Source organism: Arthrobacter sp. SLBN-112, assembly GCF_030944625.1.
In the GTDB taxonomy this organism is placed as follows: Bacteria; Actinomycetota; Actinomycetes; order Actinomycetales; family Micrococcaceae; genus Arthrobacter.
Genome location: NZ_JAUSXY010000001.1, coordinates 2,946,431 through 2,971,904 on the forward strand (window position 1 = coordinate 2,946,431; position 25,474 = coordinate 2,971,904).

23 protein-coding genes and 4 pseudogenes are annotated in these 25,474 nt (G+C 64.6%); 9 read left to right on the plus strand and 18 right to left on the minus strand.

The features are described from left to right. Nucleotides 1-29: 29 nt before the first annotated feature. Nucleotides 30-818: a cytochrome c gene (locus QF050_RS13805; protein WP_308930925.1), complete on the minus strand. Its 789-nt coding sequence runs from the start codon at nucleotides 816-818 to the stop codon at nucleotides 30-32. Between the two features lie 86 nt (nucleotides 819-904). Then, the gene (locus QF050_RS13810; protein WP_374121569.1) at nucleotides 905-1,483 is read right to left on the minus strand and encodes a heme-copper oxidase subunit III; all 579 of its coding nucleotides are present in this window, start codon (nucleotides 1,481-1,483) and stop codon (nucleotides 905-907) included. A 208-nt stretch (nucleotides 1,484-1,691) separates the two neighbouring features. Here QF050_RS13810 and trpD point away from each other — a divergent pair, with 208 nt between their 5' ends. Further along, entirely contained in the window at nucleotides 1,692-2,747 is a 1,056-nt protein-coding gene (trpD, locus tag QF050_RS13815) for an anthranilate phosphoribosyltransferase (RefSeq protein WP_308930927.1), read from the plus strand. A 6-nt stretch (nucleotides 2,748-2,753) separates the two neighbouring features. Here the strand turns inward: trpD and QF050_RS13820 are convergent, their stop codons facing one another. Then, nucleotides 2,754-3,035, minus strand: a complete 282-nt coding sequence (locus QF050_RS13820; RefSeq protein WP_018761366.1) for an Lrp/AsnC family transcriptional regulator — start codon at nucleotides 3,033-3,035, stop codon at nucleotides 2,754-2,756. Between the two features lie 121 nt (nucleotides 3,036-3,156). Continuing rightward, nucleotides 3,157-3,558 (minus strand): DUF3054 domain-containing protein, encoded by a 402-nt coding sequence (locus tag QF050_RS13825; protein WP_308930928.1) that lies wholly within the window; start codon nucleotides 3,556-3,558, stop codon nucleotides 3,157-3,159. A 586-nt stretch (nucleotides 3,559-4,144) separates the two neighbouring features. On the opposite strand from QF050_RS13825, the gene QF050_RS13830 reads away from it, so the two are divergent. Genes QF050_RS13830 through QF050_RS13840 form a run of 3 tightly spaced genes read left to right on the plus strand, consistent with a single transcriptional unit; the run spans nucleotide 4,145 to nucleotide 7,233 of the window. Beyond that, the gene (locus QF050_RS13830; RefSeq protein WP_308930929.1) at nucleotides 4,145-5,374 is read left to right on the plus strand and encodes a type III polyketide synthase; all 1,230 of its coding nucleotides are present in this window, start codon (nucleotides 4,145-4,147) and stop codon (nucleotides 5,372-5,374) included. 13 nt (nucleotides 5,375-5,387) lie between these two features. Beyond that, nucleotides 5,388-6,083 (plus strand): class I SAM-dependent methyltransferase, encoded by a 696-nt coding sequence (locus tag QF050_RS13835; protein WP_308930930.1) that lies wholly within the window; start codon nucleotides 5,388-5,390, stop codon nucleotides 6,081-6,083. Further along, complete coding sequence (locus QF050_RS13840) at nucleotides 6,076-7,233, plus strand: NAD(P)/FAD-dependent oxidoreductase (protein WP_308930931.1); 1,158 nt, start codon at nucleotides 6,076-6,078, stop codon at nucleotides 7,231-7,233. The genes QF050_RS13835 and QF050_RS13840 overlap by 8 nt, the downstream gene beginning before the upstream one ends. Nucleotides 7,234-7,257: 24 nt before the next feature. On the opposite strand, the gene QF050_RS13845 is transcribed toward QF050_RS13840, so the two are convergent. Beyond that, nucleotides 7,258-7,668, minus strand: coding sequence for a nuclear transport factor 2 family protein (locus QF050_RS13845; RefSeq protein WP_308930932.1), 411 nt, complete (start codon nucleotides 7,666-7,668; stop codon nucleotides 7,258-7,260). A 54-nt stretch (nucleotides 7,669-7,722) separates the two neighbouring features. Between QF050_RS13845 and QF050_RS13850 the strand changes: the two genes are divergently transcribed. The 5 genes from QF050_RS13850 (at nucleotide 7,723) to QF050_RS13870 (ending at nucleotide 11,508) form a co-directional block, all read left to right on the plus strand. Further along, nucleotides 7,723-8,403 carry a peptide deformylase gene (locus QF050_RS13850; protein ID WP_308930933.1) on the plus strand — a complete coding sequence of 227 codons (681 nt, stop codon included), beginning with the start codon at nucleotides 7,723-7,725 and terminating at the stop codon, nucleotides 8,401-8,403. A 69-nt stretch (nucleotides 8,404-8,472) separates the two neighbouring features. Then, on the plus strand, nucleotides 8,473-9,354 hold the full coding sequence (locus tag QF050_RS13855; RefSeq protein WP_308930934.1) for a methyltransferase domain-containing protein: 882 nt from the start codon (nucleotides 8,473-8,475) through the stop codon (nucleotides 9,352-9,354). Between the two features lie 128 nt (nucleotides 9,355-9,482). Next, on the plus strand, nucleotides 9,483-9,956 hold the full coding sequence (locus QF050_RS13860; protein ID WP_308930935.1) for an NfeD family protein: 474 nt from the start codon (nucleotides 9,483-9,485) through the stop codon (nucleotides 9,954-9,956). Between the two features lie 22 nt (nucleotides 9,957-9,978). Further along, nucleotides 9,979-10,923 (plus strand): SPFH domain-containing protein, encoded by a 945-nt coding sequence (locus QF050_RS13865; RefSeq protein WP_308930936.1) that lies wholly within the window; start codon nucleotides 9,979-9,981, stop codon nucleotides 10,921-10,923. Nucleotides 10,924-11,160: 237 nt separating this feature from the next. Continuing rightward, the gene (locus QF050_RS13870) at nucleotides 11,161-11,508 is read left to right on the plus strand and encodes an RNA polymerase-binding protein RbpA (protein WP_018761356.1); all 348 of its coding nucleotides are present in this window, start codon (nucleotides 11,161-11,163) and stop codon (nucleotides 11,506-11,508) included. Nucleotides 11,509-11,589: 81 nt separating this feature from the next. On the opposite strand, the gene QF050_RS13875 is transcribed toward QF050_RS13870, so the two are convergent. The 13 genes and pseudogenes from QF050_RS13875 to QF050_RS13935 all read right to left on the minus strand — a co-directional run bounded on the left by QF050_RS13875 (nucleotide 11,590) and on the right by QF050_RS13935 (nucleotide 25,418). Continuing rightward, nucleotides 11,590-12,333 carry a polyprenol monophosphomannose synthase gene (locus QF050_RS13875; protein ID WP_308930937.1) on the minus strand — a complete coding sequence of 248 codons (744 nt, stop codon included), beginning with the start codon at nucleotides 12,331-12,333 and terminating at the stop codon, nucleotides 11,590-11,592. Between the two features lie 95 nt (nucleotides 12,334-12,428). Further along, a pseudogene (locus QF050_RS13880) lies at nucleotides 12,429-14,079 on the minus strand (amidohydrolase). A 57-nt stretch (nucleotides 14,080-14,136) separates the two neighbouring features. Continuing rightward, complete coding sequence (locus QF050_RS13885) at nucleotides 14,137-17,061, minus strand: DEAD/DEAH box helicase (RefSeq protein WP_308930938.1); 2,925 nt, start codon at nucleotides 17,059-17,061, stop codon at nucleotides 14,137-14,139. 20 nt (nucleotides 17,062-17,081) lie between these two features. Then, nucleotides 17,082-17,876, minus strand: coding sequence for a twin-arginine translocase subunit TatC (gene tatC, locus QF050_RS13890; RefSeq protein WP_308930939.1), 795 nt, complete (start codon nucleotides 17,874-17,876; stop codon nucleotides 17,082-17,084). A gap of 48 nt (nucleotides 17,877-17,924) precedes the next feature. Further along, nucleotides 17,925-18,202 (minus strand): annotated as a pseudogene (tatA, locus tag QF050_RS13895) (Sec-independent protein translocase subunit TatA). A gap of 32 nt (nucleotides 18,203-18,234) precedes the next feature. Continuing rightward, nucleotides 18,235-18,582: a hypothetical protein gene (locus QF050_RS13900; protein ID WP_308930940.1), complete on the minus strand. Its 348-nt coding sequence runs from the start codon at nucleotides 18,580-18,582 to the stop codon at nucleotides 18,235-18,237. A 9-nt stretch (nucleotides 18,583-18,591) separates the two neighbouring features. Beyond that, a pseudogene (locus QF050_RS13905) lies at nucleotides 18,592-20,578 on the minus strand (helix-turn-helix transcriptional regulator). A gap of 102 nt (nucleotides 20,579-20,680) precedes the next feature. Further along, a complete protein-coding gene (locus QF050_RS13910; protein WP_285243018.1) occupies nucleotides 20,681-21,076 on the minus strand; it encodes an FKBP-type peptidyl-prolyl cis-trans isomerase in 396 nt (131 codons plus the stop codon). Nucleotides 21,077-21,142: 66 nt separating this feature from the next. Beyond that, on the minus strand, nucleotides 21,143-22,111 hold the full coding sequence (locus tag QF050_RS13915) for an FKBP-type peptidyl-prolyl cis-trans isomerase (protein ID WP_308932175.1): 969 nt from the start codon (nucleotides 22,109-22,111) through the stop codon (nucleotides 21,143-21,145). A 114-nt stretch (nucleotides 22,112-22,225) separates the two neighbouring features. Beyond that, entirely contained in the window at nucleotides 22,226-23,590 is a 1,365-nt protein-coding gene (pafA, locus tag QF050_RS13920) for a Pup--protein ligase (protein ID WP_308930941.1), read from the minus strand. Between the two features lie 9 nt (nucleotides 23,591-23,599). Then, nucleotides 23,600-24,311: pseudogene (gene prcA, locus QF050_RS13925) on the minus strand (proteasome subunit alpha). Nucleotide 24,312: 1 nt separating this feature from the next. Beyond that, nucleotides 24,313-25,134 carry a proteasome subunit beta gene (gene prcB / locus QF050_RS13930; RefSeq protein ID WP_308930942.1) on the minus strand — a complete coding sequence of 274 codons (822 nt, stop codon included), beginning with the start codon at nucleotides 25,132-25,134 and terminating at the stop codon, nucleotides 24,313-24,315. A gap of 80 nt (nucleotides 25,135-25,214) precedes the next feature. After that, a complete protein-coding gene (locus tag QF050_RS13935) occupies nucleotides 25,215-25,418 on the minus strand; it encodes a ubiquitin-like protein Pup (protein WP_308930943.1) in 204 nt (67 codons plus the stop codon). Nucleotides 25,419-25,474: the final 56 nt, after the last annotated feature.

Here is a 25,474-nt window from a genome sequence, read left to right on the forward strand (position 1 = left end):
AGCAGAAGTTTTGTATGTCCCGCAGGACGTCACGACGTCCTGGACGTCAGCCAGATGGTGAAGGCGATGATGACGCCGAGACCGGCAACCCATACGAACAAGCCTTCAGCTACCGGGCCAAGTGATCCCAGGTCGGCGCCGCCCGGGGAACCGGTGGTCTCGATCTGCTTCAGGAAGGTGATGACGTCCTTCTTGCCTTCGGGTGTGATGTTTGCGTCGTTGAATACCGGCATGTTCTGCGGGCCTGTGGCCATGGCCTCGTAGATGTGCTTGCCGGTGACATCGGCCAGGGCGGGTGCAAACTTGCCCTGGGTCAGCGCACCGCCGGCAGCAGCGGCGTTGTGGCACATGGCGCAGTTGGTACGGAACAGCTCTCCACCGGCGGCGGCGTCGCCGCCACCATTTGTCAGGTCGTCTGCAGGAATCGCCGGGCCGGCTCCCAGGGAAGCAACGTAGGCTGCAAGCTGTGAGGTCTGCTGTTCATTAAACTGAACGGGCTTCTTCATGGCCTGGGGGCCGTTCATCTGCATCGGCATGCGTCCGGTGCCCACCTGGAAGTCAACGGCAGCTGCGCCGACACCCACCAGTGAGGGACCATCCTTGGAACCGCTGGCACCCATGCCGTGGCAGGTGGCGCAGTTCGCCGCAAAAAGTTTGCCGCCCTCTTCGACGTCGCTTGCGCTTGCCGTAGTGGTGCTCGCCTTGGCCTCATTCATGGTGGTTGCCACGGCGTACAGCCCACCCGTGATGAGGAGCCCCATCAGGAGCAGCGCTATTGCTGCAAGTGGGTGACGCCGCTTTTGTGAGAGTGCCTTCACGTGGTGGTTCCTTTATTCGATCCTGCGCCGGCTCCGGGAGCCGCTACCTGAAATTCTGCCTCTTGTAGAAAAAGAATCAAAGCTGGCTACTTGAGTACGTAGATGACCAGGAAGAGGCCAATCCACACGACGTCAACGAAGTGCCAGTAGTAAGAGGTGACGATTGCGGCCGTTGCTTCGAAATGTCCGAACTTCTTCGCGGCAAAAGACCGGCCCATGATGAGCAGGAAGGCAATCAGGCCGCCAATGACGTGCAGGCCGTGGAAGCCGGTGGTCATGTAGAAGGCCGAGCCATAGGCGTTGGAGGAGAGCGAGACATGCTCGGAAACCAGCATCGCGTACTCGGTGGTCTGGCCGGCAACGAAGAACGCGCCCATGAGGAACGTCAAGGTAAACCATTCGTTCATTCCCCAGCGGGCGAACTGCAGGGCTCCACCGGCACGGCGGGGTTGCAGCCGCTCAGCGGCGAACACGCCCATCTGGCAAGTGAAGGAACTGGCCACGAGGACGATCGTGTTTACGAGCGCAAAAGGGAAGTTGAGCTTGGCTGTCTCTTCCGCCCACATCTGACCGCTCGTGGAGCGCAGGGTGAAGTACATGGCAAAGAGACCGGCGAAGAACATCAACTCGCTGGACAGCCACACTACGGTTCCAACAGAAACCATATTCGGGCGGTTCAGCGTGGGGTGCGCCGGGGTACTGGGGGCATGGGTCGCAGATGTCACATAGACATTATGTCTGCAAAAGTCCGTGCTGCCCAACGCAAACCGCCTTTTCGGGGGACTTTTTCTACAAAGACGCGAAATCGCCCCGAAAAGTTCCTGCCGGCGTTCACATTGGTCAGCGCCCACCATCGCTCGATAGCATCAGCAGGTGACTTCTCAGGCATCTGCAGCGTCCGGCAACACCTGGCCCCGGCTTATCTCGGCGCTGATCAAGGGCGCCGATCTTACGGCTGACAACACGTCGTGGGCCATGGACACCATCATGTCCGGCGAAGCAACGCCGACCCAGATCGCCGGTTTCCTCGTGGCACTCAGCGCCAAGGGCGAGACGGTGGACGAGCTCTCCGGCCTTGTGGAGGCAATGCTGGCCCACGCCAACCCGGTGGCAATCTCCGGGGAAAAGCTCGATATTGTCGGCACCGGTGGTGACCAACTTAACACTGTCAACATCTCGACGATGGCCGCCCTGGTCGCGGCCGGTGCCGGCGCCAAAGTGGTGAAGCACGGCAACCGGGCGGCGTCGTCGTCGTCCGGATCTGCCGACGTGCTGGAGGCGCTGGGGGTCCGGCTTGACCTGTCTATTGACCGCGTGGCACGCAACGCCGAGGAAGCGGGCATCACCTTCTGCTTTGCCCAGGTTTTCCACCCGTCATTCCGCCACACCGCAGTTCCCCGGCGTGAGCTGGCCATTCCCACCGCATTCAACTTCCTGGGGCCCCTGACGAATCCGGCCAACGTGCAGGCGTCGGCCGTCGGCGTTGCGAATGCCCGGATGGCGCCGCTGGTGGCAGGCGTCCTGGCGCGCCGGGGGAGCAGGGGATTGGTGTTCCGGGGAAACGACGGCCTCGATGAACTGACCACGACGGGCCCGTCGACCGTATGGGAAATCCGCGACGGCGCTGTCAGCGAACTCCATTTCTCACCCGAGGACCTTGGCATCAACCTGGCCACCGTGGAACAGCTCCGCGGGGGAGACGCCATCGCAAACGCCGGTGTTGTCCGCGATGTGCTCGCCGGGAAGCAAGGCCCGGCCCGGGACGCAGTCCTGGTCAACGCCGCCGCAGGCCTCGTCGCCTTTGACCTCGGCGCCGAGGGTCCGTTCCTGACGCGTATGCAGGCGGCTTTCGTCCGGGCGGCGGACTCGATCGATTCGGGTGCAGCCGCTGCGGTGCTGGACCGCTGGGTCTCGCTGTCCCGCGCCTAGGTCTGCTTACTGTTCGAAGCCTAGCGAGAAGGCGGCGTCCAGGTCGTGCTGCGAGTACGCGCGGAAGGCAATATGGGTGGTCGTATGGACCACCGCGGGCACCTTGGAGAGCTTGTCGGCGATGACGTCTGCCAGGTCCTCGTGCCGGGGCACCCTCGCCACGGCAATCAGGTCCCATTCCCCGGTGACGGAGTACACCTCACTGATGCCTTCAATGGCCGATATTTCCTCGGCCGTTTCCGGAATGCGTGCGGCGTCGGTTTTGATCAGAACAAATGCGGTGACCACGTTTGAACCCCTTCAATCAGTTCCGCCGCAGCAAAGCCCTGCGGCCGTTTCTCTGCTGCCAGCCTATTACACGGGCGGGCATCTTCCGGATGCGTTCCACGGCCGGGATGTGGCAGGGCCTTTAGCTGCGACGCAGGCGTGCCAGGCCGACGAGCAGCAGCCGGTAGCCCACGAGGAACACCGCCAGGGCCAACGTGGCCACGATGATAAAAGGAACGACAACCGTCTGGGCGGTCAATGCACGGAGGACCATTCCACCAATCAGGCTGCCAAGCCATACCGGCACGCCGGCCCGGAGCACCGAGAGGGGATTCCGCCATGCCCGTGCAACCATCCAGCCCGCGGCCGCGCCGGCGAGGAAGGGCCAGGCTGTGAGCAAAACGCCCAGTACAGGTTCTTCCCGGTGGTGGGCATCGCGTCCAATCGCCGCAAAAGCGAGGATGATGATGATATCGGCCGCAGCGGCGGCCATTACAGTTCGAGCCGAAACTGACGTTGCGGGCTTCGTTTTCAAGGAATTCATGGCTTTCAGCTTAGCTGTCGCGGTGTGGGAGCCGGACGGCTACCGGGTGGGAAGACCGGGGGAGTGGAATGCTTGGGAGACCCGGAAAATGGTTCCGGGCGCCGGCGGCAGGTTCTCAAACAGCGAGATCCGATGGCCACCTATTAATTGCACGCGGTTGCCAAACTTTCAAGTGCAGGTTTAGTAGTGTCAGCAGGGATCGCCGTCACTGCCTTGAATCCGGAGAGATAGTGAACAAACCGTTGTGGATCTGCACCCTGGTCGGCGCCGCCATGGGATTCAGCCTGGGCTTGGCCCTGTTTCAGAGCCCTTTCTGGGGTTGTGCCGTTGGACTCGCGCTTGGCGGCGTGGTTGGAGCTTCCGTACGGCGGCGCCACTAAAGGGCCGTCACGGTTGGCTCCGGGAGAGGGCCTGGAAGATCCTGCTGCCGGGGTACTCTCAACGTTACTTGACATAATGTAGATTATCGGCGCGTTGGCGATGCCTGGAAGGGGGGGCTGTATGCCAGGGCCAAACACCTGTGAATCCGCAGCTCAATCGGCAGAAGCCCATTGTCTTTGCTCCGGCGCGAGTCAAGAATAAACCAATGACGGTCTACGTGCGTTCCTTGGAAACTGCAGTTCCGGCGACAAAGCTGATCCAGGCCGAAGCCCGTGACGTTTTTGCGGCACAGCCGGGATTGTCCCGTTTGGGCTCCCGGCTGGTGAACACCTGCTTTGACGGCGCAGCCATCGAGACGCGATTTACCGCAGTGCAGGAACTGACCAATACGTCCCGTTCGGACAACCCGCAGTTCTACGACCAGGAATCCGGGCTCCTGCTGAACCCCAGCACCAAGGTCCGGAACGATATCTTCGCACGTGAAGCCACAAAGCTCTTCGTCGAGGCGTCCCGCGCGGCCCTGGACGCCGCCCCGGAACTGGATTTACTTGACATAACTCATCTCATCACGGTTTCGTGCACGGGGTTTTTCAACCCTGGGCCGGACTACAAGGTGGTCCGCGAGCTTGGCCTGAACCCTGCTGTCCAGCGCTACCACCTGGGCTTCATGGGTTGCTACGCGGCCTTCCCCGCGCTCCGCGCCGCAAAGTTGTTCTGTGAGGCGGACCCCAATGCCGTCGTCCTGGTCGTATGCGCCGAGCTTTGTTCCCTGCATGTGCGCACATCCAACGATCCCGACGCCATCATGGGCTCGGCCCTGTTCGCCGACGGTGCCGCCGCCGCCGTCGTAACCGCCCGGCCCGGAATCGGGGAAACCGCACTGCTGAAGCTGGACCACTTCGAAACGGTGCTGACTCCTGTCGGCGAGGACTCGATGGCCTGGAACATCGGCGACAACGGGTTCGAAATGGTGCTCGGCAACTACGTTCCGCACATCATCGATGACCACATTGTGGGCGCCCTGGAGCCACTCCTGGCACGGGAACCGGAACTTGCGGCACTCCTCTATACCTCCATCCCCCACTGGGCCATCCATCCGGGCGGCCGCAGCATCCTGGACAAAGTCCAGTCGCGGCTGGGCCTCACCGAGGAGCAACTGGTACCCGCACGCGGGATCCTTCGTAATTACGGCAACATGAGCAGCGCCACTGTCCTGTTCGTTCTGAAGCACATCCTGGAACAACCTCTGCGGGACGGGAGCAACGGGGGCGAGCGCGTCTGCTCCATGGCGTTTGGTCCGGGCCTGACCGTCGAAACAGGCCTGTTCACCAAGCTCCGGCAGGCAGTTTCGGGGCCTGATGAGCGCGCGGATGCAGTAACCTGTGACAGCCTGGCAGCCGCGCCGGCCGGCTCCGAAGAAGCAACAGTCGGCTGAACGGGACCGGTCAATGGAGTTCCTGCTGCGCCGCCGGGCTGCGGCCGCCACCGAGCAGATGGACCGCCCCGACTGCGACGCCCGACTCCTGGACAACACCTACCGGCAGTTCGGCCTCATCAACAAGGTCCTGTCAGGGTGGCGGAGAATCTACGCGAAGGAGCTTCGGACCATCGCTCCACCGCAGTCACGCCCGCTGACCATCCTGGACGTCGGCTGCGGCGGCGGTGACCTTGCCGTCTTGCTCTCCCGCTGGGCGGCCCGGGACGGGAAATCGATGCATATCACCGGGATTGACCCGGATCCCCGCGCAGCCCGATTCGCCCGGCAGCGTGCTGTGGCCTCAGGCGTGGACTTCCGGGAGGCCCACAGCAGCGACCTGGTCCGCGAGGGGACCCGGTTCGACGTCGTCATCTCCAACCATGTCCTCCACCACCTCGCGCCCGAAGAACTCCGGCAGCTTCTGTCCGATTCGGAGACCCTTGCGGAAACGAAATCGCTGCATAACGACCTCATCCGCAGCCCGGCAGCCTTCGCCCTCTTCAGTGTTGCCGCGCTACCGTTCCGGCAGTCCTTCATCCGGAAGGACGGCCTCACCTCCATCCGGCGCAGCTACAAGCCCGCCGAATTGTCCTCCGCCGCTCCCCCGGGCTGGTCCGTGGAACGGTCGTCAGCATTCCATCAAGTCCTCACCTGGCACCATGACTGAGTTGGACGCCGATGTTGTGATCGCCGGCGGCGGACCGGTTGGGCTGTACCTTGCCGCGGTCCTGCTCCAGGAAGGCGTCTCCGTCAGGGTGCTCGAACAACGCCAGACGCGGAACCAGCACACCCGCGCCATCGGCATCCACCCACCGGCGCTGCAGGCACTTGCCCGGATCGGCGTGGCCTCGAGCATGGTTAGGGAGGGTGTCCGCATCCGTGAAGGCGTGGCCCTGAGTGGCGGAAGAATCGTGGGAAGCATGGCCTTCGGCAACGTGTCTGCCGACTTTCCCTTTGTCCTTGCACTTCCCCAATTCAGGACAGAGCAAATCCTGGAGGACCGCGTACGGACGTTGGATCCCGACGCACTGGTCAAGGGTGCGAACGTCACAGGGCTCACGGACGACGGCGGCCGGGTCACCGTGGCGTTCGAGTCCAGGGAAGATTCCACGCACCGGCCGGCCCTTGCCACGGCCGCGCTGCTGGTGGCCGCCGACGGTGCCCGGTCCGGACTGCGGGACGCCTTGGGTGTGCCTGCCTCCTGCAGGACGTACCCGGACCGCTACCTCATGGGGGATTTCGACGACGGCAGCGGCCTGGGAGACAAAGCTGCCCTGTTCCTCGAACGGCAGGGAATCGTGGAATCGTTTCCGCTCCCGGGCGGGATCCGCCGGTGGGTGGTGCGCCTCAGCCGCCCGGCCGGCGCGGCAACCGCCTCCGACCTGGCCGGCCTGGTTGGCCAGCGGACCGGAATCGAGCCCGACCCCGCCACCAACTCCATGCTGAGCGCCTTCAGCGTCACTTCGGCCCTTGCCCGCCGGACAGTAGCTGGACGGGCCATCCTGCTGGGCGACGCGGCCCATGAGATCAGTCCCATCGGCGGCCAGGGCATGAACCTGGGCTGGCTTGATGCCGAGGCCCTCGCCCCGCTGGTCCGCGCGGGCCTGGCCGGCGGACCGGTAGGCAGGCAGTTCAGGGAATTCGAAATGGCCCGGCGAAGGGCGGCGGCCCGTGCCCGCCGGCAAGCCGAAATCAATATGGCGCTCGGCAGGCCCCTCCCGGCTCCGCTCCTTCGAATCCGTACGGCTGCACTTGGCGCGGCTGCCTCCATTCCGGCAGTGAACCACTGGGCCGCCAGGCGGTTCACCATGCACTAAACCACCGGAAGGGGCGGGTTTGGCCTAGCGGAAATAGCAGTCGTAGCTGTCCTGGCTCACAATGAGGCCGTCCCTCACCTCAAAGACAGACGAGGTCCTGGCCCGGATGGTTTCGCCACGGTCCCAGTACCGCAGATCCATCAGCACAGTAGCCGACCAATCGGCTTCCACCGCCACCCGGCCACCCTCGCACGTCGTACGGCGGACGGTAAATCTTTGCTTCTCCACCACTTGTCGGCTTTGATCAGCACCGGCAAGCACGCCCTCCAGCGTCCGGATGGATCCCTCCGGGGCCAGCAGGTGCGGCGCCTCCGTCAACACGAAACCCTCGGAAAGGAGCGGGCGGATCTCAGACCCGCCACCGCCCGATTCGAGGACACGGATAAATTCCAGGACACGCTCCAGCGGCGATGCCGGCAATAACTCATCAGCCATGCACCCGACCTTAGCCGAGGTTCCCGCATGCCATCCGCCAGTAGGCTGTCAACCATGATCCAGAGTCTTCCCCCGACAACCGCCGGTGCCGACGAAATCCGCGAGGCCGTAGAACGGATCCTGTCAGCCGGTTCCCTGCCGCCCATCGTCCAGGCCGGCCATCCCGCGTTGCGCCAGCAGGCCGCAGAGTTCGCCGGTCAACTTTCGTCGGACCAACTGGGCCGCCTCATCGGGATCATGCGCCAGGTCATGCATGAAGCCCCCGGTGTGGGCCTTGCCGCGCCCCAGCTTGGCATCCCGTTGCAACTTGCGGTCCTGGAGGACCAGTACGACGTCGACCCCGATGCTGCGGCGCTGCGGCACCGGAGCCCGCTGGAATTCCTGGCCATACTCAACCCCCGTTACACGCCGCAGGGACCCGGTCTGGCATCGTTCTTTGAGGGGTGCCTTTCCCTCAACGGGCTGCAGGCCGTGGTGGCGCGTCCGGACACGGTGCTGCTTGAGTATCTGACGCCCGACGGCGCGGCAGAGCAGCGCGTGTTCTCCGGCTGGCAGGCCCGCATCGTCCAGCACGAGACGGACCACCTCAACGGCATCCTTTACATCGACCGCGCCCAGCTCCGTTCCCTCAGCAGCAACGCGGAGTACGCGGCACACTGGGCGGAAGCGGGCATCGCCAGGGCCAGCACCGGGTTGGGATTCGACGCCGGCCCGGCGGGAATATCACTCGGCTGACCATGAGTGCCGCAGGCCCCATGTCAGGTAAACGGACCGGGACCGGCCCACCACCATAAACTGGTTTCCATGCCATCCGCGGATCTCCCCCTCCTGTGCCCCGTCTGCTCGGATCCGATGGATCTCCTTGAACCGGGCGCCGGGAATCAACCCCGGCTGGCTTGTACTGCGGGCCACAAATTCGACGCGGCACGGCAAGGCTATTTCAACCTGCTGGTTGGCAAGGGGACGTCCTTTGAGGCGGACAGCGCCGCCATGGTGCAGGCCCGCTTCAATTTCCTGGGGAGCGGCAACTACCGGCCGCTGGCACAGGCCGTAGCCTCCGCCGTCGTACGCAATCTCCCGGACACCGGCGCGACCGTGCTGGACTCCGGAACCGGAACCGGCCATTATCTCCGGGAAATACTTGATGCTGCTGCCGCGGACGGGCGGCACGTGTCCGCGATCGGCCTGGACATTTCCAAATTCGCGCTTCGGCGCGCGGCGCGGCTCAACCCGGACGCCGTCAACATGGTCTGCGATATCTGGCAGCCCCTGCCGGTGGCCACCGGCTCGGTGGACGCCGTGACGGTGGTGTTCGCCCCGCGGAACCCCGCCGAATTTGCCCGGGTACTCCGGCCTGCCGGTGTTCTGGTGGTGGTGACACCGCGCCCCGGCCACCTCGCGGAAGTCGCCGCGGTGACCGGGATGCTCGGTATCGAAGAGGGCAAGGATGACCGCCTGGCCGATGCCATGGCCGGCCATTTCGAGCTGGACAGCTCCGTCGACGTCGATATAGCGCTTGAGCTGACCCGCACTGCCGCGGCGGACCTGGCATTCATGGGACCTGCGGGGCACCACCTGGACCTGGGCCACCTTGCAGCCCGGCTGGAGGGCCTGCCCGAGCCGTTGACAGCCGGGGCAAAGTTCAAGCTGCTGGTGTTCCGTCCCAGGGAACACAACGCCGCGTAACGACTTGGCCACTATCCCCCGGCCGACACTTGAGTCCGGACCACTTGCCTGGTCCGCGGACTAGGATGAAAAGACAGTTGCCGGCGGGTCCGCAGACGCGGCTCCCCCGTGACGAAGGGGGAAGCAGGATGTTCGAATGGCTTGGGGAAAACTGGTGGGCACTGTGGCTCACGGCGTTCCTGGCGTTTGCCGTGGTCGAGATGATCACCCTTGACCTGTTCTTCATCATGCTTGGCGGCGGATCACTTGCCGCCCTGGCAGCTGACTTCGCCGGTGCCGAACCCTGGCTCCAGGTGGTGATCTTCTGCATCGTGTCCCTGCTCATGGTCGCGTTCGTGCGGCCGGTGGCACTCTCGCACCTGAAGAAGGGCCCGTCTGAGCAGCGGACCAACGTGGACCGGCTGATCGGTGAACCTGCCGTCGTCATGGAGGCTGTGACCTCGGATGGCGGCCTGGTGAAAATCGGCGGCGATATTTGGAGCGCACGCTCCGCTGCGGGAGTTCTTCCCGCGGGCCAGAAAGTGGTCGTCTCGGCCATTGACGGCGCAACAGCAGTGGTTTCGGTACCGCCGGCGGCGGCCACCGGCCCTGAAACAGCCTGACATTTGGGGGATAAGGAGTTTTATGGAAAACGCAGGCGGAACCGCACTGGCCGTTGTGTTGGTGGTCCTGATCGTGTTCGTCATTATCGTTTTGGTCCGGTCGGTCCGGATCATCCCGCAGGCACGTGCCGGCGTCGTTGAACGGCTGGGCAAGTACCAGCGGACGCTTAACCCGGGGCTGACCATCCTGATTCCTTTTGTGGACAGGCTCTTACCGTTGCTGGACTTGCGTGAGCAGGTGGTCTCTTTTCCGCCGCAACCGGTGATCACTGAGGACAACCTGGTGGTGTCCATCGATACGGTGGTCTACTTCCAGGTGACGGACCCACGCGCCGCCACCTACGAGATCGCCAACTACATCCAGGCAGTGGAGCAGCTCACCACGACCACCCTGCGTAACGTCGTGGGCGGGCTGAACCTCGAAGAGGCCCTCACCTCGCGTGACCAGATCAACGGTCAGCTTCGCGGCGTTCTTGATGAGGCGACAGGCCGCTGGGGTATCCGCGTGTCCCGGGTGGAGCTGAAGGCGATCGATCCGCCGCACTCCATCCAGGATTCGATGGAGAAGCAGATGCGTGCCGAACGCGACCGGCGCGCCGCCATCCTTACCGCAGAGGGGACCAAGCAGTCTGCCATCCTTACCGCTGAAGGCCAGCGGCAGGCCGCCATCCTCAAAGCCGAAGGCGATGCCAAGGCCGCCATTCTCCGCGCAGACGGCGAGTCGCAGGCCATCCAGAAGGTCTTTGATGCCATCCACAAGGGAAACCCGGACCAGAAACTCCTGGCCTACCAGTACCTCCAGACGCTGCCCAAGCTGGCCGAAGGCTCAGCCAACAAGCTGTGGATCATCCCCAGTGAAGTGGGCGAGGCCCTGAAGGGAATCGGGAACGCCCTCGGGGGCAACGCGCCGGAGCAAGCGGCCAACGGACTCTTCGACGAGGTTCCGGCCCAGCGCACCGAGCCGTAAGCACGCACTGGAACGGGGAGGGATCCGCGGCGCGGGTCCCTCCTTGTTTTGGTCCGTGCGGGTCGAGGCCCGTATAATTGGGTATTTGTCCGGCAGGATAACACCAGCTGGAACAACACAGCTTCGCAATGCGTTGAATCCTATGATGCAGCACAGTGCACACAGTAGTCCGGCGGCGCATCGTCACCACCGGCTATCGCGGAGTTTTCATCCGCGAACCGACCAGAGGGAGAAATCATGAGCGATCGCAGCCTGCGGGGCATGCGCCTTGGTGCGCAGAGCATGGAGACCGAGTCCGGAGTAGAGCCGGCTCCGCGCCAGCGGGTCGAGTACCGTTGCGAGGATGGCGAGCAGGTGTTCGTCACCTTCTCCTCCGAGGCGGAAATTCCTCCGGTATGGGTCTCCAAGACCGGCAAGGAAGCGCTCCTGGTAGATGGTGAGAAGCCGGACACGAGTAACGACAAGGCAGTCCGCACCCACTGGGACATGCTGCTGGAACGCCGCTCCCTGCCTGAGCTGGAACAGATCCTCGAGGACCGCCTGACCATTCTGCGCGAACGCCGTGGAGAGCGCCGCTCCGCATAGCCACGCAACGGAAAAGGGGCCGTCCCCGCACTTGAACTTTTTTGGTGCGGGGACGGCCCCTTTTATATGCCGTGCTGCGGCCTAAGCCTGCTTGTTCTGCACTTTCCCGGCCAGCGTGTTCCAGCGTGCGGCCAGTCCCCATTTGGTGACGTTGATCATGGCTTCCACCACGATGTTGCCGCTCATCTTCGAGGCGCCCAATTCACGTTCGACGAAAGTGATGGGACGTTCTTCAATGCGGAGGCCAAGCTTGGCGACCCGCCAGGCAAGGTCCACCTGGAAGCCATAGCCCACCGAGTCCACCAGGTCCAGGTTCAGCTTCTCGAGGGTGGTTCGGCGGAACGCGCGGTAGCCGCCGGTGACGTCTTTGATCCGCAGGCCGAGCATCAGCCGGGCGTAGGTGCTGCCCACCCGGGAGATCGCCTGCCGGTACAGCGGCCAGTTGACTACGCTGCCGCCGGGGACCCAACGGGAGCCCATGGCCAGGTCTGCGCCCTGCTCGACGGCTTCAAGAAGTTGCGGGAGCTGTTCGGGCTGGTGGGAGCCGTCGGCGTCCATTTCCACGAGGACGTCGTAGCCGGCCTCCAGGCCCCACTTGAACCCTGCGATGTAGGCCGCACCAAGGCCTTCCTTGCCCTTGCGGTGCAGGACGTGGACCTGGGCATCCTCGGCGGCGAAGCCATCGGCCAGGGTGCCGGTACCGTCGGGGCTGTTGTCATCGACCACCAGCACGTCCGACGCCGGAACAGCCGTCCGCAGGCGCTGGAGCGTCTTGGGCAGCGATTCCAGTTCGTTGTAGGTGGGAATGATCGTAAGGACGCGCACAAAGGGCCTTTCCTGGTGGAAGTGGTCGGAGCACCTGTTGCCGGGCTGACCGGCGGCGGGCGCAACTCCCCATTATAGGGCGGAAGAATCCTTGCTCAGGACCGCAAAGCCGGGCTTACAAACAGTTCGGCACCGTCTTTCACGGTCTGGAGGCACACAGGATCCGAACCAGTGTCCAGTGCCGGCAGCAGCGGGGTCCTGGCGCGTGGATCGGTGCTCCACGATTGAACCCGTCCGTCAGCCACCTGCACCATGAGTTCCTCCACCTCCCACACAGCGAAACTTGCCGGGGCTCCGGGGACGAGCTGTCCGGCCATCGGGTTGGCGTGCCGGGCGGCCCTCCAGCCGGCGCGGGTGTGGCCCAGGAACGCGGCCCGTGCGGAAATTCTTTCGTCCTGGTTGTGATGTTCCACGCAGGCGCGCACGCTGGACCAGGGCCGCAGCGGTGTTACCGGGCTGTCGCTGCCGAAGCAGACAGGAACCCCTGCCGCGTAGAAGGAGGCGAACGGATTCATCGACCGGCTCCGCTCCCCCACCCTGCGCTCGTACAGGCCGCCGGGTCCGCCCCAGGCTGCGTCGAACGCCGGCTGGGCGCTCACAGTCACCGCATAGGAAGCCAGCCTTTCAACGGCCGCGGCATCCACCATCTCAACATGCTCAAAGCGGTGGCCGGCGGCACGCACCCGCTGTGGGCCTACCTCCTTGGCGGCACGATCAAGCGCTTCGAGGGCAACGTCCAGCCCGGCGTCGCCAATCACGTGGAACCCGCCCTGGATACCGGCCAGCGAGCAGGCGGCGAGGTGGGCTGCGGCCTGTTCGACGTCCAGGTAAAAGGCACCATGTTCGTCGCCCGCATCGTGGTACCCGGCGCGGAGGGCAGCAGTCCGGGAGCCAAGCGATCCGTCGATATTCAGGTCTCCGGCGAGCCCGCGGATAACGCCACCGAACTGTGCAACGAGGGCGCGGGCATGCTCCTCGGAAGAAGCCGCCTCACCCCAGTACGGCAGGACCTCCGGAACAGGCCGGGCGGCCGCATCCTCTGCGTTCCATCCCGCGGCGATCCTAAGATCCCCGGCGCCGCCGATGTGGGGCGCACCCATCTCGGCAAGGGCCACGTACCCGTTGGCAGCGGCCTCGGCAAGGGCACGGGCCTGGTGCTGCTTCAGGGCCTCAGCCGGCAACTGCCGCGTTGCCAGACGGGCCGCCGCATGGGCTGCCCGGATCACCCTGGCCCCGCCGTCGAACCCGTCCTGGCCCCGAAGGTCCGCGGACTCCGCAAGGGACGTTTGAAACGAGTGCCGAGTGCACGTCCACCCTGGACAGGTAGACCGGCCTGCCCCCGGCCGCCCGCTCCAGTTCCTCCGCCGTGGGCAGCGTGGGATCGGCCCACGCAGTCTCATCCCAGCCGTGCCCCAGCACGGGGCCCTCACCCTTCACGCCGGCGACGGCATCGAGGAGCGCCCGGGCAGAAGCGGCTGAGCCGAGCTGCAAGGATTCCAGGGCGATGCCGGTTTCCGTCAGGTGCATGTGCGAGTCAACGAAGCCGGGTGCCACCAGGGCGCCCCGAAGGTCGATGATCTCCATGGAGCTGTCGGCGATGGACGTTGCGGCCTGTTCAGACCCAACCCAGGCGACGGTGTCCCCATCCACCAGCATGGCTGTCGCGAACGGGTCCGCCGCCGTGTAGACGGATCCGTTGCGGTACAGGACCGGGACGGGACGGGACGTGGAATCGGGGTGGGGCATGGTTGGCAGGACTCCTGGGGTGGGAACAGGCCGGTGCTGACCGGCGGGGTATGAGGATCAGAGAACGGACGAGTAGGCTACGACGCCGCGGCGGATCAGGTTGATGGCTTCAACGCACAGCCGTGACAGGCGCGGATCCAGGCCGGGGATTTTTGCCAGCTGGTCCAGCAGGTCCACCACCTGCTTGACCCAACGGACAAAGTCGCCGGCAGCGAGGTCGGTCCCGCTCAGGACGTCCTGCAAGTGGCGCCCGCGGGCCCACTTGTACAGCGGCCATATGAGCCCGAGCTCGGGCTCGCCGGTCAGCGGAAGCTTGTTCTCCTCCTCCACATCCTCCAGCGCGGACCATTCCCTCACCACCATGTCCACGGAGGTCTCCAGTGAGACGCTGGGCATGCGCGGCCGCAGCCCCCGGTCCTCCCGTTTGGCCTGGTACACCAGCACACTGGCCAGCGCGGCCACTTCCGCGGCGTCGAGGTCGTCGAAGGCGCCCAGCCGCAGCGACTGGGAGATCAGCAGATCCTTCTCGCCATAGATCCGGCGCAGCCGCTGCCCATCCGGACTGATGACCAGCCGGCCATCTCCCGTGTCTTCCAGGTAGCCATAGACGGACAGCACGTCGCAAACCCGGTCAAAGGTTTTGGCGATGGTGTTGGTGCGGCCCTGGATCTGGCGGACCAGGCCGTCCGTTTCGCGCCGCAGCTTCCACCAGCGCTCGGACCACCGCGCGTGGTCTTCCCGTTCGCTGCAGCCGTGGCAGGGGTGGGCGCGGAGGGCACGCCGGAGATCGGCGATGCGTTTTTCCTGGTTGGGCAGTGCCGCGGCACGGCCGAAATCGTGGTTCCGGTTCTGGCCGGGCGCAGGCGGCCGGTTCTCGCGCAGCGCGTTCCGCGCCGATGATGCGAGGTCCCGGCGTGACTTGGGCACCTTGGCATTGAAGGACTTGGGGATGCGGATCCGGGTGACCGGAGCGATGGGTCCTTCGAGGTCATCCGTGCCGATCCGTCGCAGCTGGTTGTCCAGGGTGAGGACGGCCGGCCGCGGTTCGCGGCTGCCATGGTCAGAGCTGAGGACGACGGCGGGTCCCGGCGCACGTCCACCGGGAACGTTCACCACGTCGCCGGGCAGCAACCGGGCCAGGGAGTCGTCGCTGAGCGACTTTTGCACCCGGGACTTGGTGCGGGACGTGGCGTTCTCGGCGTCGGACAGTTCCCTCCGAAGCCGGGCATACTCGGTGAAGTCACCCAGGTGGCAGGTCATGGATTTGGCGTAGCCGGCGAGGGATTCCTCCCTGCTGCGGACCTGCCTGGCGAGCCCCACCACGGAACGGTCGGCCTGGAACTGCGCAAAGGACGACTCGAGGATTTCCCGGGCCCGTACCCGGCCAAACTGTGCAAGCAGGTTGATGCTCATGTTGTAGGTGGGCTGGAAGCTCGAGTTCAGCGGGTAGGTGCGCCGGGAGGCGAGGCCTGCGACCGCCGTCGGGTCGGTTCCGGGCTGCCACAGCACCACGGCGTGGCCTTCGACGTCGATGCCGCGCCGGCCGGCGCGGCCCGTGAGCTGGGTGTATTCACCGGCCGTGATGTCCACGTGGGCTTCACCGTTGAACTTGTCCAGTTTTTCCAGCACCACCGAGCGCGCTGGCATGTTCACGCCCAGGGCGAGGGTCTCCGTGGCGAAGACTGCCTTGACCAGGCCGTCGGCGAAGAGTTTCTCCACCACCTCCTTGAAGGTGGGCAGCATACCGGCGTGATGGGCCGCGAAACCCCTGAGCAATCCGTCCCGCCACGTCCAAAAGCCAAGGACGTCGAGATCGTCCGGTGGAATATCCTGCCCGGCTTCGTCAACGCGCTGGGCGATGATCCGCTGTTCGGTTTCCGTGGTGAGCCACAGGCCGGACGCGACGCATTGGGCGACTGCTCCCTCACACCCCGCACGGGAAAAGATGAAGGTGATGGCCGGCAAAAGATCCATCCGGTCAAGGCTGGCAATCACCTGGGGACGGCTGGCCCGGCGCACCCCTGCAGGCTCGGCGCCACGGACCGGACGGTCGTTGCCGCGCCGGCCGCGCTGGCCGCGTTTCCCTGGCCCCTGCCGGTTCCGGAAGCTTTGCTGGATTTCACTGCGCGCCACGTCGAGCAATTCCGGGTTGACGTCAAAGCCGCGGCCCCTTGCGCTTTCGCCGGCTTTGTCCTGTTTGGGCGCCTGATCGTCTTCTTCCCCGCCGGGCGGGGCGATCTCGTCGAACGTGGTTTCGCCGGCGAACAGGTCCATGATCCGGCGTCCCACCATGACGTGCTGCCACAACGGAACCGGCCGGTGCTCGGAAACGATAATGTCCGTGTCGCCGCGCACGGTGTCCAGCCACGCACCAAATTCTTCGGCATTGGAGACCGTGGCGCTCAAGGAAGCGACCTGGACCTCACTGGGCAGGTGGATGATGACTTCTTCCCAGACCGCCCCGCGGAACCGGTCGGCAAGGTAGTGCACCTCGTCCATGACCACGTAGCCAAGGTCGTCCAGGGTTGCGGAGTCGGCGTAGAGCATGTTCCGCAGGACCTCGGTGGTCATGACCACCACCTGCGCGTCGCCGTTGATGCTGGTGTCACCGGTCAGGAGCCCCACGTTCTCCGCGCCGTATTTGGCGGCAAGCTCGCTGAATTTTTGGTTGCTGAGTGCCTTGATGGGCGTGGTGTAGAAAGCCTTCAGACCCCGTTGCAGGGCCAGGTAAATGGCGAACTCGCCAACAATGGTTTTGCCGGCGCCGGTAGGGGCCGCCACCAGGACTCCCCTGCCTTCCTGCAGGGAACGGCAGGCTTTCCGCTGGAAGTCATCAAGTTCGAACTCAAGGGTCCCGGAAAACTGTCCGAGGTACGTGGCGGCCTCAGCCCTGCGTTCAGCGCTGGCGCGGTACCTTTCTGCGGGAGACAGTTCTTCGGAATCGGTGGGTCCGGTGGAGAACGACCCGGTGTTGGAAGGCATATCCCAAGCCTAGCGGCAGGCTAGAGCTTCTTGAGTTCACTGCTTGGGGTGGCTACGTCCGCGGTGGCCTCGGTTTCGGCGACCTGCTTGGCCTGGCGGCGGTCGCGCCGCTTGTCATTCATGATGCAGATGCCGATGGCCGCGAAGAACAGCGCCAGCAGGGGCCCGGCTAGCATGAACATTGAAATGGCGTCCGCGCCCGGGGCGGCAACAGCTGCCAGGACGAAGACGAGGAAGACCGTGATGCGCCAAGCCTTGAGAATGGTGCGCCCGGAAACCAGGCCTGCCATGTTGACGCCGACCAACACCACCGGGACCAGGAAAGCCAGGCCCAGCATCAGCACCATGCGTGTAACGAACTCGATGTAGGTCCGTGCGTCGATGACACTTGAGGAGCCTGCGGGGGTGAACTGCGTCAAGGCGTGGACCACCTGCGGAACCACCAGCCAGCCCACCCAGATCCCAGCAAGGAACAACGGGATGGCTGCGGCCATATAGCCCAGGGTGTAGCGGCGTTCCTTGGACGTCAGGCCGGGGGTGATAAACGCCCAGAGCTGATAGATCCAGATGGGGCTGGAAATCACCGCCCCGATGAGGAGCGACATCTGGAGCTTGAAGTCAAAGGGCGAGGCGATGGTTCCGAAGTTGATGGCTGCCAGGCCGCCGGTCTCATCGGAGATCCTGTTGACCGGTTCGGCAAGGGCCTTCAGCAGCGGATCGTAAAGTATCCAGCCCCCAATGCCGCCGATGACGACCCCGATGGCCGACTTGATCAGCCGGTTCTTCAGTTCCTTGAGGTGCTCCCACAGGGACATGCGCCCCTCGGGATTGGCTTTACGGCCCCGCGACAGTGCCACGGGAGGTCAGGCGCGGGTCGACGGCGGAACGTCAGTGCCGTCTGTCGGCTCACCGGGCTTCGCCTTGGGATGGTTCACGATGGTGCCTTCCACCGGGCCGGAGGGCTCGGAGGACTCGGCTTTGCCGTCGTTCTTCATTTCCTTGACCTCGGATTTGATAATCCGCATGGACTGTCCAAGGCTGCGGGCCATGGCCGGAGCTGGAGCTTGGGAGCGGCAAAGAGAAGCAAAGCTACGACGATGATAATGACGATTGGCCAGGGGCCATCAAAGAGTCTTCCCACGGGAAATCCTTTCCTCTAACTACATCCTACTTCTATGTGAAGTCGAGATCTCCGAGCGCCTGCGGCTGGCCCCGGTCCTTTTTGCGCTGCACTCGACGGCGGCGGCGTTCTTCCCGCCTGGCCGATTTGGATGCCTCGTAATCATGTCGCATGACGGCGGGCGAGGCAAAAACGGCCGAGCCCGGCACGACACGTGACGGATCAGCAGGTTCCTCCTGCCAGTCTGCCGGGCCCAGGTTTCCCAGCCTGGCACCCGCGTCGCCCAGGTCCTTTACCGTCGCCATGAACTGGCGGTAGAGACGGATGCCCAACAGGACATAGAACAGCAGGGATACGGCGACAAGCGCTATCCAGATCAGGATCCAGGACCACCAAGGCATGCTGGAAGTCTATCCGCCGCAGGTTGCCAGCGACGCCGCGAGCCAGTCGCTGGCCGCGCCGGCAAGGTCCGCCGGGGCCAGGATCCTCGCCGTGCCCCCGTGCTGGGCCACGAACATAGGCAGCCACGCCGTGTTGCCGAACCTGATCTCGGCCACCAGGCCGCCGTCGGGCAGTTCCGCGATCCGCTCGGCGTAGTAGTCGTCCGCCAGTCCCCTCCCCTGCCGGGTGAGCTGGATGATGACGGTGGTGTCGTCGTCGTTGGCGGTGAAAAGCTTTGCCGGCACTCCGCCGGTGGGCGTGGCGTGCCCGCTGGCGGGTGCGCCGTTGGCATGCACCTCCTGCACCCGGTCCAGGCGGAAGTTCCGAAGCCCGGACACTTGGTGGCACCAGGCTTCGAAATACCAGGTGTTGTCCAGTGAATAGAGCCGGAGCGGGTCGACGTCGCGAACCGTGACCGCGTCCCGCTGGGGCGACAGGTACGTCAGCCGGAGTTGCGAGCGGGATTCGATGGCCTGCCGAATGGTGGCATGGGTTTGGGCGGTCTGCGGGCGCCACTTGGGGTCCGGCGATGGAGGCTGCCCGGAGGCCCTCCTCACCGGCCGCGGCAAGCAGCTTGAGGGTGACGGATTCCAGTACGCCCCCGCCGGGCAGGTCCGGCAGGCCGTTGAGCGTCTCGAGGCCGGTCAGCAGCGCACAGGCTTCCTCGACGGTGAACCGGACGGGCCGCTTCAGGTCGAGGTCCTGGGAAATGAAGACGTGGTCATTTTCCCACTGGATATCGAGCAAATCATCCGGGTACCCCTCAGGCAGCCCGGAGCAGATGAGGATCTGGAGATCGGCCTCAAGTTCCTCGCGTGTGATCCCAAAATGCCTGGCGACATCCTGGATGTGCAGGCCCTGGTTGTGGACCAGGAAGGGGACCAGCTGGAGCATGCGCTTGAGCTGGTCCTCGGAGGTCCGTTTGCGGGGCGCCCGGGCGTGGACGTCGACGAACGTGTAGGCGGGGACGGGCGCGGCGCTGAAGGCTGCCGCGGCCCGAAGGCGGCGGCGCACTGCCGCGGCGAGGTCTTCCGGGTCTACCGCCAGGGCGTCGGGCCCGTAGGAGGCAAGTTCCTCGGCAAGCACTTCCGGATCGCGGTACTCCAGGACAAGCCGGTCAAAACCGTCAGCGGGCTCTCCGTTCGGCTCCTGCGGTGCGGTGCCTGCTGCGCGGCTCCGCAACGCGAGGAGGCGCCCCTTCCTGACGTCCACGACGGCGGTGCGCAGCGGCAGTTCAGGCAGCCGGTCCAGTTCGGCGCGGATACTGAAGTCCACGGGCGGTGAGTACCGGTCTTTGGCCAGGGTGGTTACCGCGCTGGTGAACCGGGAAAGGCGGAAATGCCTGGGCGCGCTCCGGGTCCGGTCGTACCCCATCAGGTACCACTGGCCAAAGCGGCTGCCAAGGCCCCAGGGCTCAACCACCCGTTCTTCTTCCTTGCCGGTGCTGCCGGCCAGGTACGTGAAGCTGACGGGATGACTGGCGTGCATGGCGGTGACGATGTCATCGAAGGCCTGCCCGGCAGGCTTGATCCGGGGCTGCACGCCGGCGGGGAGTTCAACCTCCGCCAGCCGCCCGGAGGCCTGGATCTTGCGCAGTGCGCTCCGGGCCGCCGTACCCAACGCGGCCCGCTCCCAGAGCTGCGAAGCCAACAGCAGGACAGTCCATTCCTCGGGTCCCAGCTCGACATCCGGCAGCCTGTTGGATTCCTTGCCGATCCGGTAACGGGTTGTGGCGGGGTCGTCTTCGCTCCAGCCGGAGTCCGTCAGAGTCTCGACGTCGAAGCCCATTGACCGCAAATCATTCTTGTCGCGTTCGAACATCCGCCCAAACGCAACGTCGTTGCCGGAGGCGTCGTGATAGACCTTTTCCCGCAATTCGCTGCGGCGCAGCCCATAGCGGGTATTCAGGAGCGCGATCAGCAGGTTGAGGAGTCGTTCAGTGCGGGATACGGACACCTTGGCTACGTTACTAAACTCCCCCGCCGAAAACCGAAAGCGCGGCAGCATGGGGAACATCTCCATGCTGCCGCGCTTGCGGGTGTTGTGGTGTGCTGGAAGTCAGCGGACCCCGACGAGGTCCACGACGAAGATCAGTGCCTCGTTGGGCTTGATCGCCCCACCGGCTCCGCGGGAGCCGTACGCCAGCTCGGAGGGGATCTCGAGACGGCGGCGGCCGCCGACCTTCATGCCCAGCAGGCCCTGGTCCCAGCCCTGGATGACCTGGCCGACGCCGACCCGGAAGTCCAGCGGTGCGCCGCGGCCCCATGAGGCGTCGAACTCTTCGCCGGTGGACCAGGCCACGCCGACGTAATGGGTGGAGACCGTGTCCCCCGCCTGGGCTTCCCGGCCATCGCCCTCGATCAGGTCGGTGATGACCAGTTCGGTGGGGACATCGCCTTCCGGAAAATCGATCTCGGGTTTCTGGCGGTCGAATTCCCGCTGTCCAAACGACATGCTTGCTCCTCTGCGTGAGTGATCTGGTGGGTGCCGCGAAAGGATGCGGCCTCCCTGTAAGTGTTGCTACTTGACCCCGAGGATGTCCACTACGAACACAAGGTCACCTTTTGCCTGGCCCTGGCCGGCATCGCCGTACGCCAGGTCCTTGGGGATGACCAGCAGGACGCGGGAACCGACCGTCTTACCGGCCAGGCCCTGGGTCCAGCCCTTGATGACACCGGTCAACGGGAAGGTTGCGGGCTGGCCGCGGTCGAAGCTGGAATCGAACTTGGTGCCGTCGGCGAGGTTGACGCCCACGTAGTTCACGGTCAGGGTGTCCGATTCCTTGACGGTGGCGCCGGTGCCCTTGATCAGGTCCTGCGACACCAGGGATGTGGGTGCAGGAGCACCTGCAACGTTGATTGCCGGTACACCGTCTTTTTCCGTCACGGTCGGCAGGCCGGCGGGTGGCGTCACGGTCTCGCCCTGGGGTTTGTCCAGGACAGGAGTGGAGTCGGCAGCGGAAATTACCTTGATGATCAGCAGCTGGGAGGGATCAGCTGCAGCACTCGGGCTGGGGCTGGCGCCGTCGGACGGGCTGGGGCTTGCTGACGGGGCACTCTGCTGGCCCGGGACGGCCAGCGCCAGGCTGGATCCAACCTTGGCGCCGACGAACGCGTTGTAGATGACCGGGCTGCTGGTCTTGAGGTCGTCGGTCAGCTCAAGGCTCTCGGGCTCGCTGGGGAACGTGTCCTCCAACTGGGAACCGTCCGTGCCGTTGAGGGCCAGGATGGAGATTTTGGCCACTTGGTTCGCCTTGACGGCATCGCCGCTGCCTTCCGAGACGACCTTGATGGTGGGTTCGGTGACTGCCAGGGGCTTGTCAAAGTCCACACCCGGGGCTTTCTTGTCCCCGTTGTCGGTCAGCTTGAGGGAGTCGAACTTTGCAGTGTCCCCGGCGGACTGGCTGGTGGGCTCAGGCTGTGAAGCTGTGCCTCCACAGGCGGTCAGCAGCAGCAGGCCGGGAAGGAGGATTGCTAGTAGTCGGCGCACGTAGGAAAACTTTCGTCGGGGCAGGGTGGATACGACATTCCGCATGGCAGCGGACAGTGTCGTGGAAGGTCCCGTTAAAGGGACCTTATCCAGAATAGACCCTGAAGCTGGACGTCAGCCCATAGAGTCGAGCAGCGCATCGACACGCTCATCCACGCTGCGGAAAGGATCCTTGCAGAGAATCGTCTGGTGGGCGCGGTCGTTGAGTTTCAGGTGTACCCAGTCCACGGTGTAGTCACGTCCCAGCTCCTGTGCCCGGCGGACGAAGTCACCCCGCAGCTTGGCGCGTGTGGTTTGCGGCGGCGCGTCCACGGCACCCTTGATGACGGTATCGTCAACGATCCGGCGCACGGCACCGCGGGACTGCAGCAAATAGTAGATGCCCCGGCTGCGGGAGATGTCGTGATACGTCAGATCAAGTTGGGCGATGCGTGGCGCATCCAGGCCCAGGCCATGGCGTTCGCGGTAGTTGTCCATCAGCTTCTTCTTGATGGCCCAGTCGATTTCGGTGTCGATGCTCCTGGTATCACCGGCTTCGATCGCATGCAGGGTCCGCTCCCACAGGTCGAGGATCAGCGGAACGTGCGGGTTGTGGGCGCCATGCTCCTGCACGAAGGCAGTGACCTTGCTGAGGTACTCCTGCTGGATCTCAAGGGCGGTGAGCTGGCGCCCGTTGGCGAGCCGCACCAGTGCCCTGCCACTGAGGTCATGGGAAATTTCGCGGATGCTCCGGATGGGGTTTTCCATCCGCATGTCGCGCATGATCACCCCTGCTTCGATCATCCGCAGGACCAGGTCCACGGTGCCGACCTTCATCAGGGCCGTAGCCTCTGACATGTTCGAGTCCCCGACGATGACGTGCAGCCGCCGGTAGAACTCAGCATCCGCATGGGGCTCATCCCGGGTGTTGATGATGGGCCGGGACCGTGTGGTGGCCGAGGAGACGCCCTCCCAGATGTGGTCGGCGCGCTGGGAAAACGCATACGTGGCTCCGTGCGGAGTCTTCAGGATTTTTCCGGCGCCTGCGATGAGTTGGCGGGTCACCAGGAACGGAATCAGGATCTCGGCGAGGCGGGAAAACTCTCCGCGCCGCGGGATGAGGTAGTTTTCGTGGCTGCCGTAGGAGTTGCCGGCAGAGTCGGTGTTGTTCTTGAACAGGTACACAGTGCCGTTGAAGCCTTCTGCGGCCAGACGTGCCTGGGCCTCATCCACGAGGTCGTCAAGGATCAGCTCACCGGCGCGGTCATGGGCGATCAGCTGGGCCAGGTCATCGCATTCGGCAGTGGCGTATTCCGGATGCGACCCGACATCGAGGTAGAGCCGGGAACCGTTGGTGAGGAACACGTTGGATGAGCGTCCCCAGCTGACAACCTTGCGGAAGAGGTACCGCGCCACCTCCTCAGGAGCAAGAGGCCTCGAATCGGGGCTTGAGTAGGAGATTCCGAATTCGGTTTCGATACCGAAGATTCTTTTGTCCACGTGGTCCTCCTAGGCCAGCAATGCAGTAATGTCCGCGTCGTTCAGCCGGCGGAATGCGCGCCGTGAGCCGCGGGAGCTTTCGGACAGCCTGTCCAAGACCGCCACTTCCAGTGCACTTGCGGGCAGCGGTGTGGCAGGCTGATCCGTCTCCGCGGCCGGCGAAAGCCCCTTCAGCGCCAGGCGTACGGCGTCGGCGAAACCCAGGGCGGCCTGCCAGCCGGCGCCGATGGCGGAGGAGACCTTCTCGGCCTGGCCGCCCATAACGACGAAGCTGTGCTCGTCGGCGATCGAGCCGTCAAAGGTCAGCCTGTAGAGGTGGTCGTCGGCCTGGGTTGGGCCTACCTCGGCCACGGCCAGCTCCACCTCGAAGGGCTTTTGCTCGGCCGTGAAGACCGCGCCCAGGCTTTGCGCGTACACGCTCGCCAGGCCGCGGGCGGTCACGTCCTCGCGGTCATAGGAGTAGCCGCGCACGTCGGCGTAGCGGACACCAGCCTGGCGGAGGCTCTCGAATTCGTTGTATTTCCCCACGGCGGCCGAAAGCGATCTTGTCGTAGATTTCGCCGATTTTGTGCAATGACGGCGAGGGGTTCTCAGCGACCAGTGCGATGCCGTCTGCGCAGCTGATCACAACCACGGAGCGGCCACGGGCGATGCCTTTCCGCGCAAAATCCGCGCGGTCCTTCATCAGCTGTTCGGGCGAAACGTAGAACTGCTGCGTCATCTCAGGCCTCCCGTCCGGCGATGGTCCGGGACTCGATGACGTTGCGCGAGGCGGCGGAGAGTTCAGCATCAGGAACCCGCCGGGCACCCGTCTTGTCCACCGTGTAGACGACCGGCCACAACTGCCGGACAGTATCGGGTCCGCCGGTGGCGGAATCGTCGTCGGCGGCGTCGTAGAGGGATTCCACTGCGACGGACAGCGCCTCGGCGGCGGTGAGCCTGGGCCGCCAAAGCTTCTTCAGGGCACCCCGTGCAAAGACCGAACCCGAGCCCACCGTGTGGTGCTCGTGTTCCTCATACCTACCCCCCGTGACGTCATAGGAGAACAGCCGGCCCACGTTGGCGCCGGTGTCAAAACCGGCGAACAACGGAACCACGGCCAGGCCCTGTAATGCCATGGGCAGGTTGCCCCTGATCATGGCGCCAAGCCGGTTGGCCTTGCCCTCGAGGCTGAGCTGGGTGCCCTCGATCTTTTCGTAGTGCTCGAGTTCAACCTGGAACAGCCGGGTCAGGTCGATCGCAATGCCGGCTGTTCCCGCGATGCCAAGGACCGAGAACCTGTCGGCGGGGAAAACCTTCTCAATGTGCCGGCTGGCAATGACATTTCCCATGGTGGCCCGCCTGTCGCCGGCCATCAGGACTCCGTCGTTGTAGCTCATGGCAACGATCGTGGTGGCGTGCGGAACCTGCACGGGGGCAGCCGCGGACGCACTGCCGATCAGGGACCGGCTAAAGGGCAATAACTCCGGCCGGTCCCGCTGCAGATGTTCGGTAAAGGACGAGGTGGCGTTGGCGGCTACCTGGTTGGCGGTTGATTCCTGCACTCATCACTCCTTGAACGTGGTACTTCAACGTCGGTACAGATTCCGGCCGGCCGCGGCTTCCGCCACCCATCGGTTCCGGGTTACTGGCCGCCTTTTTGGACGAATGCCCGGACGAACTCTTCGGCGTTTGATTCCAGGACGCCGTCGATTTCATCCAGGAGGTCGTCCACTCCTTCTGTCGATGCCGATGCCTGCGCCTCGGGCGATGCCGGGGGTGCCTCGGGAATGTCGTCTTCGACCTGGCTGTCACGTGACTGCGGCTGCTGTTGCTCCTGGCCTGCCATCGGTTTCCCTCCTCGTGCTTCCGGCGGATCCGGCGGATCCTCCGATATCCCCATCC

Excerpts from the sequence above, each read along its gene's own strand:
- QF050_RS13825 (WP_308930928.1), bottom strand. The coding sequence starts at position 3,558 with ATGAATTCCTTGAAAACGAAGCCCGCAACGTCAGTTTCGGCTCGAACT.
- QF050_RS13810 (WP_374121569.1), bottom strand. The coding sequence starts at position 1,483 with ATGGTTTCTGTTGGAACCGTAGTGTGGCTGTCCAGCGAGTTGATGTTC.
- QF050_RS13840 (WP_308930931.1), top strand. The coding sequence starts at position 6,076 with ATGACTGAGTTGGACGCCGATGTTGTGATCGCCGGCGGCGGACCGGTT.
- QF050_RS13885 (WP_308930938.1), bottom strand. The coding sequence starts at position 17,061 with ATGCCTTCCAACACCGGGTCGTTCTCCACCGGACCCACCGATTCCGAA.
- QF050_RS13910 (WP_285243018.1), bottom strand. The coding sequence starts at position 21,076 with ATGTCGTTTGGACAGCGGGAATTCGACCGCCAGAAACCCGAGATCGAT.
- QF050_RS13845 (WP_308930932.1), bottom strand. The coding sequence starts at position 7,668 with ATGGCTGATGAGTTATTGCCGGCATCGCCGCTGGAGCGTGTCCTGGAA.
- QF050_RS13935 (WP_308930943.1), bottom strand. The coding sequence starts at position 25,418 with ATGGCAGGCCAGGAGCAACAGCAGCCGCAGTCACGTGACAGCCAGGTC.
- tatC (WP_308930939.1), bottom strand. The coding sequence starts at position 17,876 with ATGTCCCTGTGGGAGCACCTCAAGGAACTGAAGAACCGGCTGATCAAG.
- QF050_RS13850 (WP_308930933.1), top strand. The coding sequence starts at position 7,723 with ATGATCCAGAGTCTTCCCCCGACAACCGCCGGTGCCGACGAAATCCGC.
- QF050_RS13865 (WP_308930936.1), top strand. The coding sequence starts at position 9,979 with ATGGAAAACGCAGGCGGAACCGCACTGGCCGTTGTGTTGGTGGTCCTG.
- QF050_RS13870 (WP_018761356.1), top strand. The coding sequence starts at position 11,161 with ATGAGCGATCGCAGCCTGCGGGGCATGCGCCTTGGTGCGCAGAGCATG.
- QF050_RS13860 (WP_308930935.1), top strand. The coding sequence starts at position 9,483 with ATGTTCGAATGGCTTGGGGAAAACTGGTGGGCACTGTGGCTCACGGCG.
- QF050_RS13835 (WP_308930930.1), top strand. The coding sequence starts at position 5,388 with ATGGAGTTCCTGCTGCGCCGCCGGGCTGCGGCCGCCACCGAGCAGATG.
- QF050_RS13855 (WP_308930934.1), top strand. The coding sequence starts at position 8,473 with ATGCCATCCGCGGATCTCCCCCTCCTGTGCCCCGTCTGCTCGGATCCG.
- QF050_RS13830 (WP_308930929.1), top strand. The coding sequence starts at position 4,145 with ATGACGGTCTACGTGCGTTCCTTGGAAACTGCAGTTCCGGCGACAAAG.
- QF050_RS13900 (WP_308930940.1), bottom strand. The coding sequence starts at position 18,582 with ATGCCTTGGTGGTCCTGGATCCTGATCTGGATAGCGCTTGTCGCCGTA.